General features: G+C 58.6%; 16 protein-coding genes and 1 other RNA gene. 9 read left to right on the top strand and 8 right to left on the bottom strand.

Annotated elements, in window-relative coordinates; translation table 11 throughout:
- The first annotated feature begins 287 nt into the window (after positions 1-287).
- Genes BHC62_RS05065 through BHC62_RS05050 form a run of 4 tightly spaced genes read left to right on the top strand, consistent with a single transcriptional unit; the run spans position 288 to position 3,264 of the window.
- On the top strand, positions 288-1,694 hold the full coding sequence (locus tag BHC62_RS05065) for a YfjI family protein (RefSeq protein WP_070994387.1): 1,407 nt from the start codon (positions 288-290) through the stop codon (positions 1,692-1,694).
- Complete coding sequence (locus BHC62_RS05060; RefSeq protein ID WP_070994386.1) at positions 1,681-2,034, top strand: hypothetical protein; 354 nt, start codon at positions 1,681-1,683, stop codon at positions 2,032-2,034. The genes BHC62_RS05065 and BHC62_RS05060 overlap by 14 nt, the downstream gene beginning before the upstream one ends.
- Complete coding sequence (locus BHC62_RS05055) at positions 2,018-2,998, top strand: integrase domain-containing protein (protein ID WP_070994385.1); 981 nt, start codon at positions 2,018-2,020, stop codon at positions 2,996-2,998. Before BHC62_RS05060 ends, BHC62_RS05055 begins: the two co-directional genes overlap by 17 nt.
- Complete coding sequence (locus BHC62_RS05050; protein WP_070994384.1) at positions 2,995-3,264, top strand: hypothetical protein; 270 nt, start codon at positions 2,995-2,997, stop codon at positions 3,262-3,264. Before BHC62_RS05055 ends, BHC62_RS05050 begins: the two co-directional genes overlap by 4 nt.
- 120 nt (positions 3,265-3,384) lie before the next feature.
- On the opposite strand, the gene BHC62_RS05045 is transcribed toward BHC62_RS05050, so the two are convergent.
- The 5 genes from BHC62_RS05045 to BHC62_RS05025 all read right to left on the bottom strand — a co-directional run bounded on the left by BHC62_RS05045 (position 3,385) and on the right by BHC62_RS05025 (position 10,362).
- Positions 3,385-4,641 carry an integrase domain-containing protein gene (locus BHC62_RS05045; RefSeq protein ID WP_070994383.1) on the bottom strand — a complete coding sequence of 419 codons (1,257 nt, stop codon included), beginning with the start codon at positions 4,639-4,641 and terminating at the stop codon, positions 3,385-3,387.
- A gap of 187 nt (positions 4,642-4,828) precedes the next feature.
- Positions 4,829-5,222, bottom strand: a transfer-messenger RNA (tmRNA) gene (ssrA, locus tag BHC62_RS05040).
- Between the two features lie 102 nt (positions 5,223-5,324).
- Positions 5,325-5,609, bottom strand: a complete 285-nt coding sequence (locus BHC62_RS05035; RefSeq protein WP_070994382.1) for a hypothetical protein — start codon at positions 5,607-5,609, stop codon at positions 5,325-5,327.
- 100 nt (positions 5,610-5,709) lie between these two features.
- Entirely contained in the window at positions 5,710-8,544 is a 2,835-nt protein-coding gene (locus BHC62_RS05030) for an FAD-binding and (Fe-S)-binding domain-containing protein (protein WP_070994381.1), read from the bottom strand.
- 123 nt (positions 8,545-8,667) lie between these two features.
- Positions 8,668-10,362 (bottom strand): lactate permease LctP family transporter, encoded by a 1,695-nt coding sequence (locus BHC62_RS05025; RefSeq protein WP_029299015.1) that lies wholly within the window; start codon positions 10,360-10,362, stop codon positions 8,668-8,670.
- A 259-nt stretch (positions 10,363-10,621) separates the two neighbouring features.
- Here BHC62_RS05025 and BHC62_RS05020 point away from each other — a divergent pair, with 259 nt between their 5' ends.
- Positions 10,622-11,389, top strand: coding sequence for an FCD domain-containing protein (locus BHC62_RS05020; protein WP_070994380.1), 768 nt, complete (start codon positions 10,622-10,624; stop codon positions 11,387-11,389).
- Between the two features lie 65 nt (positions 11,390-11,454).
- Here BHC62_RS05020 and smpB read toward each other — a convergent pair whose 3' ends face one another.
- A complete protein-coding gene (gene smpB / locus BHC62_RS05015; protein ID WP_029299012.1) occupies positions 11,455-11,937 on the bottom strand; it encodes an SsrA-binding protein SmpB in 483 nt (160 codons plus the stop codon).
- Between the two features lie 168 nt (positions 11,938-12,105).
- On the opposite strand from smpB, the gene BHC62_RS05010 reads away from it, so the two are divergent.
- Both BHC62_RS05010 and BHC62_RS05005 read left to right on the top strand, forming a co-directional pair.
- Positions 12,106-12,540, top strand: a complete 435-nt coding sequence (locus BHC62_RS05010) for a type II toxin-antitoxin system RatA family toxin (protein ID WP_029299010.1) — start codon at positions 12,106-12,108, stop codon at positions 12,538-12,540.
- A complete protein-coding gene (locus BHC62_RS05005; protein ID WP_029299008.1) occupies positions 12,533-12,847 on the top strand; it encodes an RnfH family protein in 315 nt (104 codons plus the stop codon). The genes BHC62_RS05010 and BHC62_RS05005 overlap by 8 nt, the downstream gene beginning before the upstream one ends.
- Positions 12,848-12,908: 61 nt before the next feature.
- Here BHC62_RS05005 and BHC62_RS05000 read toward each other — a convergent pair whose 3' ends face one another.
- A complete protein-coding gene (locus BHC62_RS05000) occupies positions 12,909-13,436 on the bottom strand; it encodes an outer membrane protein assembly factor BamE (protein ID WP_070994379.1) in 528 nt (175 codons plus the stop codon).
- Between the two features lie 98 nt (positions 13,437-13,534).
- On the opposite strand from BHC62_RS05000, the gene fur reads away from it, so the two are divergent.
- Positions 13,535-13,939 (top strand): ferric iron uptake transcriptional regulator, encoded by a 405-nt coding sequence (fur, locus tag BHC62_RS04995; protein WP_003194220.1) that lies wholly within the window; start codon positions 13,535-13,537, stop codon positions 13,937-13,939.
- 96 nt (positions 13,940-14,035) lie between these two features.
- Here fur and recN read toward each other — a convergent pair whose 3' ends face one another.
- Positions 14,036-15,709 carry a DNA repair protein RecN gene (gene recN / locus BHC62_RS04990; RefSeq protein ID WP_029299005.1) on the bottom strand — a complete coding sequence of 558 codons (1,674 nt, stop codon included), beginning with the start codon at positions 15,707-15,709 and terminating at the stop codon, positions 14,036-14,038.
- A 232-nt stretch (positions 15,710-15,941) separates the two neighbouring features.
- On the opposite strand from recN, the gene grpE reads away from it, so the two are divergent.
- Positions 15,942-16,511, top strand: coding sequence for a nucleotide exchange factor GrpE (grpE, locus tag BHC62_RS04985; protein WP_029299004.1), 570 nt, complete (start codon positions 15,942-15,944; stop codon positions 16,509-16,511).
- Positions 16,512-16,557 lie beyond the last annotated feature (46 nt).

Raw genomic sequence — 16,557 nt, 5'->3', positions numbered from 1 at the left:
CTGACTGACAGTCAGGCATGCCCCAGGCGTCCAGGTCTTTGCCTTCTCCCACCCAGGATCTCCAGGTGCCGAACTTGTCAGTCGGTACAGTCTCCGCCCGCCCGCATCTTCGGATGCGCCAAGGAGGCCAGATTCATGGGTTCATGCCCACGTTCCCGGTCGTAAGGAGCCGTTCGTTCCACGTCAGTGAACACCTCACAGGCCGCAGGGGCCTTGATCCCTGATAACACTCAACATCCGTGGCGGGACTACGTGAGGACAACCAGCAATGAACGAGGAGAGGGCCCATGCAGCAGTTAGATCCGAAGCTTGAACTACCACGACCACCTCGACCGCTGATTGAGTTGAATCCCGTGGCCCAGCCTTATCCGGTGCAGGCATTGGGTGGGATTCTTGGCCCAGCGGTAGAGCGAATGGCTGAGGTCATCGGCGTGCCCCAGGCATTGGCCGCGCAATCAGTGTTGGCTGCCTCTGCGCTGGCCACTCAAGGTCATGCGGGCTTACAGCTCGACGGGAGAAATTATCCCGTGTCGCTGTACCTGATCACGGTGGCCGCGTCAGGTGATCGCAAGACCGCCGCAGACAGATGTGCATTGCTGCCGGCACGGCAATGGGAGCGTGAACAGTGGAAACGCTACCGCGAACAACTCGCCCTGTACCGTGCCGCACAGCGGCAGGCGCAGCGTATCAAGCCTGCCTATCCCTCCCGTACAAACAGCGTACCGCTCGAGGCGGAGCCTTCGGCCCCTAGGCTGATCACCACGGACCCGACGATCGAGGCTCTGATCAAGGGGCTCTGTCATGACCTGCCTAGCATGGGGCTGTTCTGTGATGAGGGCGGACAATTCCTTGGCAGCAGTACCATGAGTCGGGATAACCGTTTGAAAGCGGTTACGGCCTTGTCGTCACTCTGGGATGGTAGTCCGATAGATCGCGCGCGCTCCATGGTTGGTGAAAGCTTGCGAGCCTACGACCGACGTTTGAGCCTACACCTAATGCTCCAGCCATATTTGGCCATGCAGTTACTCAGTGATCCACTGCTGCAGGGACAAGGCATTCTTGGTCGCTGCCTGATGACTTGGCCAACCAGCTTGGCTGGACAACGTAGCTATCAAGCTGTCGACTTGTCGAAAGACGCCGCTCTAAAGCGCTATCACCACCGCCTTTCGGCGCTGTTTCATCAGCCTTGGTCACTGTCTCCTGATGGTGCATTGCAGTTATCGCCGTTAACCCTCAGTCCGTTAGCCCGCCGTCGCTGGATTGATCTGCATGATGCCATCGAGGCCCAGTTGGGTGAGTTTGGCGAGCTGGCCGGCGTACGGCCCAGCGGATCAAAGGCCGCCGATAACCTGCTGCGCGTCGCCGGCATTCTTGCAGTTGTGGAGGAGAGCAGCGTCGTGGAGGTCGACCATATCCAACGGGCCTCCGCATTAGTCGGCTACTACCTCACCGAGATCCAGCGCCTGACTGAGCAGGAGCCAGTGTGTCGGGTAAGGGAAGAGGCGGACCGGCTGCTGCGCTGGCTGCAGTCCAAGGATTGGAAGCGCTTCAGTATTCGAGAGCTGAATCGCAACGGTCCCCGTTTTGCCCGTAAGAGCAGTCGCCATGCCGCCAAGCTGCTGGTCGAGTTGATTGATCATCAATGGCTGACCACCGACGGCCACACCTTCGAGGTGCGCCATGTTCAATCTTGATGAAGCACTGCGCAACCACTTAGCTCAACGCCGAAAGGAGCCGAAAGCACGGGTTGTCGCCGCGAGTGTCACCACTTTGTCGCCACGCTCAAAGCCAGGCAGGACAAGGGTTGTCGCCGGTGTCGCCGACGTCGCAACCCCCCTTAAAGCTATCACCTCGACGACAGCTATCATCCAATGGTTGAAAAAGGAGGGCGCTCATCTATACGTCGCCGGCAACACGCTGTGTTTTCGCCCGACTGATTGGGCCCAGTTCGCTATTGTGAATGCACACTGGCGAGCCCTTTTTTATGAGCTCGCGGCAGTCGATCAGGATCAGGAAAATGGCTCGGGTCGATAAGCGAGTGGGTCGTAATTTTGGCTTTGGTCGCCAGCTCAGCTATGCCGGACCGCAAGCACTGAAAGATCTATTTGGCGATGGCCATTTTGCTACCGTCAAAGCCCATAGCGATCGGTGGCAGGCCTTCGTGAAGTGGTGTCGATCCAAGGAAGGGCCGGGACTCAACGACGCGCGACAGATCGACCGTGAGATCCTCATGCGGTACGCCTTCCATATGCGCGAGCAGGTTAATCAGGGCAACGTCAGCATCGCCACCGCGCAGAACCGCCTGTCCAGTGTCAACCGAACGATGGCCGCGCTGCGCGGTGATCAGTACGTCAAAATCCCCAGTCCGAGCAAGGCGCTTGGCTTGCAGCGCTCAAGCGTGCGTAGTGATGCCCCGCAAGGCCAAGACCGTGTGCAGGTCAGGCTGATTGCGCAAGCGCTGTCAGATCGTCAGCAGGAGAGGGTGAGTGCCATTTTGCTTCTCGCCCGGGAGACCGGCATGCGCCTGCGTGAAGCGATCTTGGCGGACCTGCCACGGCTGCAACGAGAGGCTCAAGGACTGGGCAAGATCAATATCCAAGACGGCACCAAAGGTGGTCGGTCAGGCGCATCAGCGCCGCGTTGGATCAAGGTCACGGATCAAGTCCGCGGTGCCCTCGACAGAGTCCGCGAGGCCTTACCCAAGGGCAGTCGGAATCTGTTAGCTCCTAATGAAAGCTACAAAAATTTCTTACAGGCGGTTGTTCGACCGGCTCGGGACATTCTGCATCAGCATGGATTGAAAGGCTTTCATGAGCTGCGAGCGGCTTACGCCTGTGAGCGCTATGAGCAGCTGACCGGCATTCCTGCACCCGTTAATGGCGGTCGTGGTCACCGAGAAGATCGAGAGCTTGATCAGCACGCCCGTCAGCAGATCAGCCATGAGTTGGGACATAATCGCATCGATGTGGTGAGTGCCTACATCGGGGGGCGTCGATGAAAGCTGAGTTCGACATGGCGTTGTTTCTGCGCCCCGTGCTCAAGGGCGCGCATGCCACGCGGCAGCGGCACATCAGGCAAGCAGAAAGGATGCACGAGGTGATTCGTGAGCGCTGGGGTTGCGCGACTCCCTGGTCCTGGAGAGAAAAGCACGTGAGATGGTTTCTGGAGCACTACCTGCGATGCTCAGCTCCAGCTACCGTCTACTACTACGAGTTAACAGCAGGGTTGATCCGCCTTAGAAAGGCAAAAGCCGTGGTTGTCTGATAGGCCTTTAAGCGTGAGCCCCTGAGTATGGGAATGCGGAGCCTTCCCATACTCAGGGGCTTGGCCGAAGAAGCGCTGGCAAGCTCCACCACACGGATGGCATGAACTATCGCCGTGATGTCAGCGTATCGGCACCACCTTGTGGTCCCTGGTTTTATTGATGGCCGACGCTGACAGGCTGCCGGTAGCCGCTTTCTGGATATGTTCACTCCACCAGGCCATCATCGGGCGCCGACGTTCAATGTAATCCGCCCGGTTGTAGGCGCTCCGAACTTCGTCCTTGTCGACATGCGCCAGCGCTACTTCGATTAGCTCCGGATCCCATCCATGCTCGTTGAGGATTGTGCTGGCCATGGAGCGCATGCCGTGGCTGACCAAACGGTCCTGAAAGCCCATTCGTTTCAACGCCATGTTTGCTGTTTGGCTATTCGCGTGGGTGCGCGGGTTTCTATCTGACGGGAACACATATTCCCTGTGGCCGCTATGGGACTTAAGCGTCTCTAATAACGAGAGTGCATGTTCGGTAAGCGGGATTATGTGCGGACGACGCTTTTTCATTCGCTCCGCAGGGATGGTCCAGATGCGTTTTTCGAAGTCGATATCTGCCCATCGGGTGGTCGCCGCTTCGGAGGGGCGGGTCATGGTATGAAGCTGCCATTCGATCAGGCAGCGAGTTGTCCGCTTGATGCTAGCGTTCGCGATTTCTATCATGAGTTCCGGAAGCTCATCTGGTGGTAGCGCTGCCATGTTCTCTTTCTTAGGTTTCTTGAACACCGCTCGAATGCCGCTGAGGGGGTTGGCAAAGATCATTCCGGAATTGACCCCGTAGGTCATGATCTCGTTAAGGCGCTGGCTCACTCGCTTAACTGTCTCGAGGCTGCCTTTGGCCTCAATCGGACGAAGGAGCTTGATGACCATTGGGGCGCTGACTTCCGAGAGAGGCGTTGATTTCATGCTCGGAAAAACATGCAGTGTGAGGGAGCGCCAAATGTCTTCGGCATACGCCGGCGTGACGGAATCCTTCTTCAGCTCGAACCAGGCGGTGGCCACGTTCTCGAAGGTGTGTTCCGTTTCCGCTCGTTTGGCTTCTAGCAGCTCATTGCGTTGAGCTTTGGGGTCGATGCCTTGTGCAAGCAGCTCTCTGGCTTCAACGGTTTTCTTCCTGGCTTGCGCAAGAGAAACCTCGGGATAGGATCCGAGTGCCATGTTAATTCGGTTCTTGGTTACGGGATGTCGGTAGTTGAAATTCCACTGCATCGAGCGATTGGCCCTGACTCGCAGTTGGAGCCCGTCGCCATCGGTGAGGACGTAATCCTTGTCTTTCGGTTTGACCGCCTTGAGCTGGCGGTCGGAGAGGCGGGTAGTTTGAGCGCACATGAGAAGTACTCCATGACACTTTTTGGTATTCCCAAGATTAGCGTCGGGTAGCCGGGAATACCATTGGGAATACCAAATCGGCTGGAACTCAAAAAACCTAGAAAGCCTTCCGTGGCCCTGAAACCCCCGCATTTACTGGGTTTCGGGCACAAAAAAAGACGTCCGTGGACGTCTTTAGATGATGAAGTGGTGGAGCCGGGGGGATTTGAACCCCCGTCCGCCAGTACTCTGCTGTCGGTACTACATGCGTAGCCGTGTCTATTAAGTTAACCCTCAGCGACCCGACGGGCAGGGTGCTTTGGGCGAGTTGTGTAAGTTTTAGCCGCTTCGTCCACAACGTACTGCACGGCGATTCTGTTCTATATGACAATCACTTTGGGTTTACAGACATCCCCTGATGATTGCTGGACCCGAAGGTACCAGGAGGGAAGGGCTAAGGCTGCTTACGCAGCGAGAGCGTATTCCCCGTAGGTTTCGTCATTGGCAACTATAGAAAGTTGCAACAGTGGATTTACGAGTTCTGTTACCAACTCGGCATGCACCTAAAGGTTCGCAACCGGCGTCGAATCCTAAACGGCCCCGTGCTTGTTGATCGATGTGATCGTGAGCAACAAGCCTGCGCAGTGTACGTCAAACGGTCACAGAAGGCCAACCCGAAAGGTTGGCCTTAAGCGGTTGGTGGGTTATGGGTTGCCGCCCTTTTCCAGGTTCTGCAGGTCTTGCAGGGCCTTGGATGTGATCTCGATACATTTCTTTTCATCGCCGGCCGCATGGGCGGCTTTGGCTTGGGAGACGGCAGTGTCGATCTCGCCGCTTTTGCCGCTGGTGTCAGTGGCTAGCAGCGCTTTGCTGTTGTTGATTTTATCCAGGTTGATCTGGCACAGATCTGCTTCATTGCCTGCGGCAAACACGGGGGAGGCCAGCATCGCAGCGGTGACGAATACACCAGCCAGTACGGAACGCTTCATGGGTATCTCCTTGTGCAAAGAGGTCTCGATGCTGCGCGGTACGTGCGGCAGCTGGCGAGGTTATTGGTCAGCCCCGGTTGCCCGGGGCTTAAGCAAGTGACTACGCCAGTGTGCAGGGGTTCGTTTTTATTGCGCGGGCCTGGGTCACCCGGTCGACCAGGTAGACCAGGCCGTGGTAATCGATCCCACCATGCTGGGTCAGACCGATCTCACAGGTGCGGCTGGTGGAGATGCCTTCGCTGCAGTACTGCACGGCGTCCTTGAGGGAGCGCAGGGAGTGGGCGTTGAGCTCCGGGGTGGTGAAGCCTTTGTCGCCGGCGAAGCCGCAGCAGTGGATGCCTTCGGGGATTACTACGTTGTTGCTGCAGCGCCGGGCGAGGTCGATCAGGGCCTGGCTTTCGCCCAGGTGCTGGGTGCTGCAGGTGACATGCACGGCAATGGGGGCATCCTGGGGTGTGAAGTCCAGGCGGTCCATCAGGTGGGTGCGGATAAATCGAACGGGGTCATAGAGGTCCAGACGCGTTTGCCCCAGGTCCTGGACCAGGCGCAAGGTGCAGGGGCTGGTATCGCAATAGATCGGGTCGAGGCCGCCACGGCTGGCGTGGAGCAGGGCGCCGATCAGTTCCTGGCGTTTGTGCTCGGCCTGTTCGGCGTAGCCTTTGGAAGCGAAGGGCTGGCCGCAGCACAGGCTGTCTGGGTTGTCCGGAATGACCACTTGGTAACCGGCTTTTTCCAGCAGGCCGCGGGTTTTGTCGTACAGCGACATTTGCTCTTTGTCCCCGGCCGCCGGGCCCATTGCTCGCGATACACAGGCCGCGAGGTAGACCACCCGTGGTCGTTCGTCGTTGACGGCGGGGCTGAAGCGGATGGCTTTTTCTGGCTGTGGCATGGCGCTGGTCCACTGCGGGATCTGGCCCTTGGACAGTTTGGTTACGGAGGCCGAGAGCTTCGCCAGGCGTGGCGCGCCGAGCAGCATGCGCGCGCCGTTGGCCACATGCAGGGTGAAGCGTGCGCCTTGCAATGCGGTGGAGAAATGGTTGGCCAGCCACTCGGCGGTTTTCGTACTGTCAGCTTCGCGGCTACGCAGTTTTTTCACCAGGTCACCGGTATTGATGCCTACCGGGCAACGCTGGGCGCACAATCCGGTGGCGGCGCAGGTGTCGATGCCTTGGTAGTGATACGCCGCTTCCAGCTCGGTGGTATCGATGCCGGCGCGTTTACGTGCCTGGATATCGCGCCAGATCACGATGCGCTGGCGTGGGCTGAGGGTCAGGCCTTTGGATGGGCATACTGGCTCGCAGAAACCGCACTCGATGCACTTATCCACAATCTCGTCGGCGGCCGGCAGCGGCTTGAGGTTTTTCAGGTGGATTTGCGGATCTTCGCTCAGCACCACGTCCGGGTTGAGAATGCCGTTGGGGTCGAGCAGGCGCTTGAGTTGCCACATCAGTTGATAGGCATCGCTGCCCCACTCCAACTCGACGAAGGGCGCCATGTTCCGACCGGTGCCGTGCTCGGCTTTCAGCGAGCCGCCGAACTCCACGGCCACCAGTTGCGCTACGTCATCCATGAACGCTTGGTAGCGTGTGACTTCTTCCGCGCTGTTGAAGCCTTGGGTGAAGACAAAGTGCAGATTGCCTTCCAGCGCGTGTCCGAAAAGGATGGCCTCGTCGTAGTGATGTTTGTCGAACAGCTCGATCAAGCGGTTCACGCCAATAGCCAGTTGCTCCACCGGGAAGGTCACGTCTTCGATGATCACCGTGGTGCCGGTTTTGCGTACGGCGCCGACGGCAGGGAAGGTGTCTTTGCGGATGGCCCACAGGCGAGCGTTTTCCACCGGGTCTTCGGTGAAGTCGACTTGTTTCTCGACCGGGAAGTCGGCCAGCGACGCCATGATCAGCGCCAGTTGCTCCTGTAGCAGCGACGATGAAGCGGCGCGGGACTCGATCAATAGCGCGCAGGCACCTTCCGATAGCTGCTGTACGAAAGCGGGCATGCCGGGTTTGTCTTGCACCGAGCGCATGCTGCGCCGGTCCAGCAACTCGACCGCTGACACCGGCTGGGTTTTCAGCACCGTTACGGCGTTGCAGCAGGTTTCTACATCGGGAAATACGATCAGGGCCGAAGCCTTGTTCGGGTGGTCGATCACCGTGTCGTAGGTCACGGCGCTGATAAAGCCCAGGGTACCTTCGGAACCCACCAGCAGATGGCTGAGGATATCCAGTGGCTCGTCGAAATCCACCAAGGCGTTGAGTGACAGGCCGGTGGTGTTTTTCAGACGGTATTTATGGCGAATTCTTGCGGCCAGTTCAGCATTGGCCCGCGTCTCGCGGCCCAGGGTAGCCAGGCGTTCCAGTAACGGGCCGTGTTGCTCGCGGAAAGCGGCGACGCTGGCGGCATCCTCGGTGTCGAGGCGGCTGCCGTCGGCCAGTACCAGGCGAATCCCGGCCAGGGTGTGGTAGGTGTTCTGGGCGGTGCCGCAGCACATGCCGCTGGCATTGTTGGCGACAATCCCGCCGATCTTGCAGGCATTGATCGATGCCGGATCCGGGCCGATCTTGCGCCCGAATGGCGCAAGCCACGCGTTGGCCTGGGCTCCGATCACCCCGGGTTGCAGGCGGATTTGCGTACCTTGGCCACGAATCTCGCGCCCGTTCCAGTTATCGCCGAGCACGATCAGCACCGAATCGCTTATCGCCTGGCCGGAAAGGCTGGTGCCAGCTGCACGAAAGGTCACTGGCACGCGATCGCGTTGTGCCAGTTGCAGCAACTCAACGACTTCATCTTCCGATTCGACTCGGATCACCAGTTGTGGGATCAGTCGGTAAAAACTGGCGTCGGTGCCGAAAGCCAGGGTGGAAAGAGGATCGTCGAAGCGCCGATCTTTCGGGATCAGTCGTGCGACAGCATCAAGGAACGCGATGGGCAGACTCATGGGTCCTCCAGGATCAGCAGCACCCAGTCTGGGGAGCCTAGGCGCCACGGTCCAGCAGACTGGGTTGTGAATAGCTGACGCCGCAAGGCTGCGGCGTCGGTTCTAACGGTATTGCCTGTGGTCTTAATGCACCAGCATGCCGGTGAACCAGTACGCCTGGGCGTAGGTGATCAGGCCGACAATTGTGGCAAAAAACAGGCTGTGCTTGAGGGTAAAGCGGAACAGGTCGGATTCTTTACCCACCAGGCCGGTCGCGGCGCAGGCCACGGCGATCGATTGCGGGGAGATCATCTTGCCAGTCACGCCGCCACTAGTGTTCGCCGCGACCAGCAGGGTGTCGCTGACACCGATTTGGTGTGCGGTAGTGGCTTGCAGGGAGCTGAACAGGGCATTGGACGAGGTATCGGAGCCGGTGAGGAACACGCCCAGCCAACCGAGGAACGGCGAGAAGAACGGGAACGCTGCGCCGGTGCCGGCCAGTACCAGCGCCATGGTCGAAGACATGCCGGAATAGTTGGTGACGAACGCGAACGCCAGCACCATGCCGATGGACAGGATTGGCCAGCGCAGCTCGTAGAAGGTCTCTTTCAAAGTGGTCAGACCAGTTTTGAAGTTGATCTTCAGCACCAGCATGGAGATCAGTGCAGAGAAGAAAATCGCTGTACCGGTCGCGGAAATCGGGTCCAGTTTGAACACCGCTGGAATGGCAGTGGGGTTGGTGACAATCGGCGCAACCTTGATCACCATCTGGTCCAGGTGCGGAATCGCAAAGTTGAACACCCAGCTGTACATCGAACCGCCGGCGGCGAACATCGCCTTGAACGGCTTGAGGGTCCAGATGGTGACCAGTACGGTCAGGATCAGGAACGGCGACCAGGCCTTGAAAATTTCCATCAGACTGTAAGGCGAAGCCACGGAAGTACGTGGCTGGCCGAAACCGCCGACGCTGCCGGTGACCGAAACGCTGGACGTGGCGCCGGCAATCTGGGCACCCGCAGTGCGCTTGGGCTGCCAGACTTTCAGGAACAGGGTCAGGGAAATCAGGCTGGCCAGGGCCGAGGTGATGTCAGGCAGTTCCGGGCCGATAAAGTTGGAGGTGAAGTACTGGGTGATGGCAAAGCTCAAGCCGGCCACCAGTGCGGCAGGCCAGGTTTCCTTGACGCCGCGCAAGCCGTCCATCATGAACACCAGCCAGAACGGCACGAACAGCGACAGCAGCGGCAGTTGGCGGCCGGTCATGGCGCCGATCTTGAAGGCGTCGATACCGGTGACTTGCCCGGCGACGATGATCGGGATCCCCAGGGCGCCGAACGCTACTGGTGCGGTGTTGGCAATCAGGCACAGGCCGGCGGCGTACAGTGGGTTGAAGCCCAGTCCTACGAGCAGCGCGGCAGTAATCGCTACCGGGGCACCGAAACCGGCGGCGCCTTCGAGGAATGCGCCGAAGCAGAAGCCGATCAGCAGCACTTGCAGGCGTTGGTCATCGGTAATCGACAGTACTGAGCTGCGGATCACTTCGAACTGGCCGCTCTTGACCGTCAGTTTGTAGAGGAATACCGCGGCGACGATGATCCAGGCGATTGGCCACAGGCCGTAGGCAAAGCCGTAGCCGGCGGCAGCGATTGCCATATCGACTGGCATCTGGAAGGCGAAGATCGCTACCAGAATCGACAGCGCCAGGGTGATGCTCCCGGCAACATGGCCTTTAAGGCGAAACACAGCCAGGGCCAGGAAGAAAAACACGATAGGAATAACGGCGGCCAGTGCGGACAGGCCAAGGCTGCCGAGTGGGCTGTAGAGCTGTTGCCAGGTTTGCATATGGGGTGGCCCCTAATTGTTGTTGGTCATGCATGTTTAGCTGATTTGGATAATTGGTAAGACCAATTTACAATCGCTGATGGCTAGGTTAAGAGCCTTCGGGGTGATGTGTCAATTTGCCGCCTGAGAAACTTTGGTCGCATGTCGGCGGCGTGGGGGCTGATCGGTGTAATCAAAGGGGTTCTGATAGGTGCCGACAGCGCGGCAATAGGCCAGAATAGAGGGCCCGGCGAGTGGCCGGGATCGTGGAGAGTCAGTTATGGCGTTTGATCAGGTGCGTCAGCGCCGTTTGTCCGACGATATCGTCGAGCAGCTTGAGGGGATGATCCTTGAGGGCACGTTGAAGTCGGGCGAGCGATTGCCGGCCGAGCGCGCACTGGCTGAACAGTTCGGTGTGTCGCGCCCGTCGTTGCGCGAGGCGATCCAGAAGCTGGCGGCCAAGGGGTTGCTGGTCAGTCGCCAGGGCGGCGGTAATTATGTGGTGGAGACGCTGGGTTCTACCTTCAGCGACCCCTTGTTGCATCTGCTGGAAAACAACCCCGAAGCCCAGCGTGATCTGTTGGAGTTTCGCCAGACGCTAGAAGCATCGTGTGCTTATTACGCGGCGCTGCGCGCCACGGAAGTGGACCGCGAGCGTCTGACTGCGGCTTTTGATGCCTTGCAGGATTGTTATACGCGTGATGATGAGGTGAGCCGTATTGAAGAGGGCGCGGCCGATGCCAGGTTTCACTTGGCTATCGCCGAAGCCAGCCACAATGCGGTCTTGCTGCACACCATCCGCGGCTTGTTTGATCTGCTCAAGCGTAACGTGGTGACCAATATCGGTGGCATGTACCAGCAGCGCAGCGAAACCCGCGACATGCTGATCAATCAGCATCGGGACTTGTACCTGGCAATTATCGAAGGGCGGGCCGAGCAGGCGCGGGAAGTTTCGACACGGCACCTGCTATATGTGCAGGAGGTGTTGGAGGAGGTGCGTCAGGAAGTGCAGCGCATGGCGCGGGCGGAGCGGCGTAAGGGGATGTAGCCAATAGTGCGGCGCAGGGAGCGGGCTCCCTGGCCACATGGGCGCGCATCAAGGGGCGGGGAAGATCAGTCTTCCTTGCCCTTGTTGCGTACGGCGCGCTGCAATTCCCGATTGGAGTCGCGCTCGCGCTCGGTATCACGCTTGTCGTATTCCTTCTTGCCCTTGCCCAGCGCGATTTCGCACTTGACCAGATGCTTGCTCCAGTACCACGACAGGCAGACGCAAGCGTAGCCTTTCTGTTGTACCGCGGCGGCGAGCTTTTCCAGTTCGCGTGCATTGAGCAGCAGTTTGCGCGTGCGTACCGGATCGGCAATCACGTGGGTGCTGGCGGTCATCAACGGCGTGATATGACTGCCGAGCAGCCAGGCTTCGCCATCTTTGAGCAGTACGTAACTGTCGACCAGTTGCAGCTTGCTGGCGCGCAGACTTTTTACTTCCCAGCCGGCCAGGACCAGACCAGCCTCGAACCGATGTTCGATGAAGTAATCGTGTCGCGCCTTTTTGTTTTGCGCGATGGTCCCTGTTGGGTGTTTCTTTTGTTTAGCCATAGGGGCGGCATTATAGGCAGTTGCGAGCGTGTCGGCTACGGTCAACCTGCGTGCTTGAGCGTGTTGGACGAATCCCGGACAATACCGCCAGTTTTCTGGTTTTTTTCTCTCGCGAATCGTGCAGTCTTTTCGCGATGTTTGCCGCTCAGCTTCGGAAATAACGCTCCCATGACGACGCATATTCAACGCTCGGCCCTGCTGCCTTACCCGGCGCAAGCGCTTTATGACCTGGTCAACGACGTGGCGAGCTACCCGGATTTCCTGCCCTGGTGCTCCTCATCCACGGTATTGGAGAGCAGCGACGAGCATATGCGCGCGAGCCTCGAGGTGTCCAAGGGCGGGCTTGGCCAGAAGTTTGTCACCCGTAATGTGCTGGTTCCTGGGCGGTCCATCGAGATGAATCTGGAAGAAGGGCCATTCACCCAGTTGCACGGGGTCTGGGTATTCAAGCCGTTGGGGGAGAAGGCGTGCAAGATCAGCCTGGACCTGACGTTTGATTACGCAGGCTCCATTGTGCGGGCGACCCTGGGGCCGCTGTTCAACCAGGCGGCGAATACCTTGGTGGATGCGTTTTGCCAGCGGGCCAAGCAACTGCATGGCTGAGCGATTAATTGAGATTGAGGTGGTCTACGCCGCAGTGGATCGCCAATTGTTGTTGAGCCTGGCGGTTGCGCCGGGGACGAGCCTGCGGGCGGCGGTGCTGGCGTCAGGCATTGCGGCACAGTTTCCCGAGCTGGATATCGACAGTTGCCCATTGGGGGTTTTTGGCAAAGTTGTGGCGGACGCTGAAACCCGTAGCGTGCAGGCTGGTGATCGCATCGAGATCTATCGGCTATTGCTGGCCGATCCGAAGGAAGTGAGGCGCTTGCGAGCGGCAAAAGCAGCCGAAGCTCGGCGGTTGAATCCATAGTCTGTGAAACAGCAGGCAACAAAAAGCCCGGCATGCCGGGCTTTTTGTTGAGCGATGCAAATTATTGCGGGCTGGCGTCCAGAGGTTCTGGAGTTGGCACCGGAACGGTTTGCACACCGTCGATATCTTTCTGAATCTGGTCAAGCAAGGAGCCTGGCTTGGCCGGTACTTCGGACTTGGGCTGTTCAGCATTCTGCGCTGGCGCAGTGACGCTGGTCCCGCTGTCCTTGCCCAACAGGGCTTCATCACGGCTTACGCCGGGCATGAAGTCACCGGAAAGGCTGACGAGCTGATCGTTGTCATTAAAGATGACACTGACGCGCTCCTGTTGGCGCTCCCCGCCTCCAGGTTGCAGGCTATAGAGATAATCCCAGCGATCGGCATGGAATGTGTCGGTCAGCAGGGGATTGCCCATGATAAACCGTACTTGCCGTCGGGTCATTCCCGGGCGTAACTGGTCTATCATGTCCTGCGTGACGACATTGCCCTGCTGGATGTCGATTTTGTAAACCCCGGGGAATGAACAACCGGCGAGTGCGAGCAGTCCCACAAGGGTGAAACTGGTTAGCAAGAGCTTGGTGTTTTGCATCGGTGGGCGACTTCCACTATCTTGGCTGGGACAACGTAAACGCCGATCATACCCGTATTAAGAGAAGCTGCGAAGCAGCATCCGCGAGAAAGCTAACCATGGTTGAAAATAGCGAACTACGCAAAGCCGGTCTTAAAGTGACTCTGCCACGAGTCAAGATTCTACAAATGCTCGATTCCGCCGAGCAACGCCACATGAGTGCCGAGGATGTCTACAAGGCGCTGATGGAGTCTAACGAGGACGTTGGCCTGGCCACGGTTTACCGTGTACTGACCCAGTTCGAAGCCGCAGGGCTGGTGGTTCGTCATAATTTCGACGGCGGTCATGCAGTATTTGAACTGGCTGACGGTGGTCATCACGACCACATGGTTGACCTGGATACCAATGAGGTTATCGAGTTCACCAGCCCCGAGATCGAGGCGCTGCAGCACAAGATTGCTGAGGAGCACGGATTCGATTTGGTTGACCACAATCTGGTTCTGTACATACGTAAGAAAAAGTAAGAAAGCTACGCAGATTCACTCTGCGAAACGATCGAAGGCGACCCTAGGGTCGCCTTCGTGTTTTCTATCGGTGGGAAACCCAGGGTGAAATAGGGCTCAGGCCTTCGCTGTCACCACCATTTTCTTCGCATGGGCCAGGGACTCCTTGGTCAGATCGATGCCGCCGAGCATGCGCGCGACTTCTTCGACCCGTTCGGTCTTGTTTAGCTTGGACACAGCAGTATGTGTCGCATCGCTGCCCCTGACCTTATGTACAAACAGATGCTGATGCCCCTGGGCTGCCACTTGGGGCAAGTGGGTAACGGTCAATACCTGCCCGCGTTCGCCGAGGCGACGCAACAATTGGCCGACGATTTCTGCCGTCGGTCCACCGATCCCCACGTCCACTTCGTCGAATACCAGTGTAGGTACGCGGGAGGTCTGGGCGGTAATGACCTGGATCGCCAGGCTGATCCGTGACAGTTCACCACCAGACGCTACCTTCGCCAGGGCCTTGAGGGGTTGGCCTGGGTTGGCGCTCACCAGCAGCTCGACCTGCTCCAGGCCGTTGGGCTGTAGCTCGTTGCCACTATTGGCATGCAATTCGATGGTGAAGCGCCCGCCGGGCATGCCCAGTCGCTGGATTTCCTGTTCCACGGCGCAGGCCAGTCCGGTAGCCGCTTGCTGGCGCAGGTCGCTCAGTTCCCGGGCTTTTTCCTGATAGTGGCGGGCGAAAGAGGCCAGTTCATCGCCCAGGCGCTCGATGGATTCATCGTTGGCATTCAGGGTTTCGATCTCGTCCAGCAGTTTTTGCTGCATGGCTGCCACTTCGGTTGGCTGGATCCGATGTTTGCGCGCCAGGGTATAAATAGTGTCGAGGCGCTCTTCGATCTCTTGCAGGCGTGCCGGATCTGCATCGAAGTGGTCAAGGAAGCGGTTCAGCTCGCCAACCGCCTCTTCTACCTGGATCTGCGCACTGGTCAGCAGGGTGGTGGCTTCATTCAGCGAGCCAGAGCCACTGTTCACACTCGACAGGCGGTTAAGGCTTGCCGTCAGGGCGTTCAGCACATTGCCGGAATCGCTTTCGCTGCATTGCTCGACAACCTGGCGACAAATGCCCAGCAAGGTTTCGGCATTGGTCAGGTTCTTGTGCTCCTGCTCCAGTTGTTCCAGTTCTGTTTCGCCCAGGCCCAGGCTTTCCAGTTCTTCCAACTGATAGCTGAGGAGCTGGTGGCGGGCCCGCTGCTCGTCGCCGGAGTTGGATAGGCGCTCCAGCTCCTGGCGGGTCTGGCGCCAGCGTTGTGCGGCCAACTGCACCTGGCGCGCCAGGTCGGTGGCACCGGCGTACTCATCCAGGAGCCGGCGATGGGTATCGGTTTTGAGCAGGGATTGATGTTCGTGCTGGCTGTGGATATCGATCAGCAATTCGCCCAGGGCTTTCAGGTCGCCAAGGGGGCAGGGCGTGCCATTGATATAGCCCCGTGAGCGGCCTTCGGCGGTGATTACGCGGCGCAGGATGCACGGGCCGTCGTTATCAAGGTCGCGCTCGGCAAGCCAGGCGCTGGCTTCCGGAATATCCGCCAGGTCAAAAGTCGCCAGGATATCGGCCTTGTCTGCGCCGGGGCGAACCACGCCGCTGTCGGCGCGATCGCCAAGGGTCAGGCCCAGGGCATCGAGCATGATCGATTTGCCGGCGCCGGTTTCGCCTGTGATTACGCTCATCCCGCGATCCAGTTCAAGATCCAGGTGCTCGACGATGGCGTAGTTATGTACGGACAGGTGAACCAGCATAGTGGCTGCTCCCAGGCTTTAGGTCTGGTTATTTATACAGTGTTTTGTTTGGCGCTGACAATCCTGAGGTTTAGCTCGATTTGCTTGGATGGCGGGATTTTTTAGTGCGATGTGGAATGTGCGGGAAAGTGTGAGTCGGGGCGTGTCGGCCCTTGAACCTGGAAATTGTGGCCCCATATACCGGAACAGAAGCGCGAGTTGAGTTCGCGCAGGATTCTGAAAGGAGAAAATTATGGCTGACGAACAGACGCTGGATACGCAAAACCCAGACGCCAACCAGGCCTCGCAGGCAGCGGGTGAAGACCTGGCGGCTCGCGTGCAAGTGCTCGAAGAGCAACTGGCAGGCGCTCAGGATCAGGCTTTGCGTGTTGCTGCCGATCTGCAGAACGTCCGCCGCCGCGCCGAGCAGGATGTAGAAAAAGCCCACAAGTTCGCGCTGGAGAAGTTCGCCGGTGATCTGTTGCCGATCATCGACAGCCTGGAGCGCGGCCTGGAGCTGTCTAGCCCGGACGACGAAAACATCCGTGGCATGCGCGAAGGGATCGAGCTGACCCTGAAGATGTTCCAGGACACCCTGAAGCGTTATCAGATGGAAGCCATCGATCCACAAGGCGGCGAGCCGTTCAACGCGGAGCATCACCAGGCCATGGCCATGCAAGAAAATGCTGACCTTGAGCCCAATAGCGTGTTGAAGGTGTTCCAGAAGGGCTACCAGCTCAATGGTCGCCTGTTGCGCCCGGCGATGGTGGTGGTGAGCAAGGCTCCCGCACCGGTTTCGCCATCGATTGACGAGCAGGCTTGAAATCGTTCGTAACGACCCCATTTATAAGTCAAGCGTTTAAGTGCTA

It is taken from the genome of Pseudomonas sp. 06C 126 (genome assembly GCF_001855215.1).
GTDB lineage: Bacteria > Pseudomonadota > Gammaproteobacteria > Pseudomonadales > Pseudomonadaceae > Aquipseudomonas > Aquipseudomonas proteolytica.
This window is presented reverse-complemented; position numbering and strand designations above follow the sequence as displayed.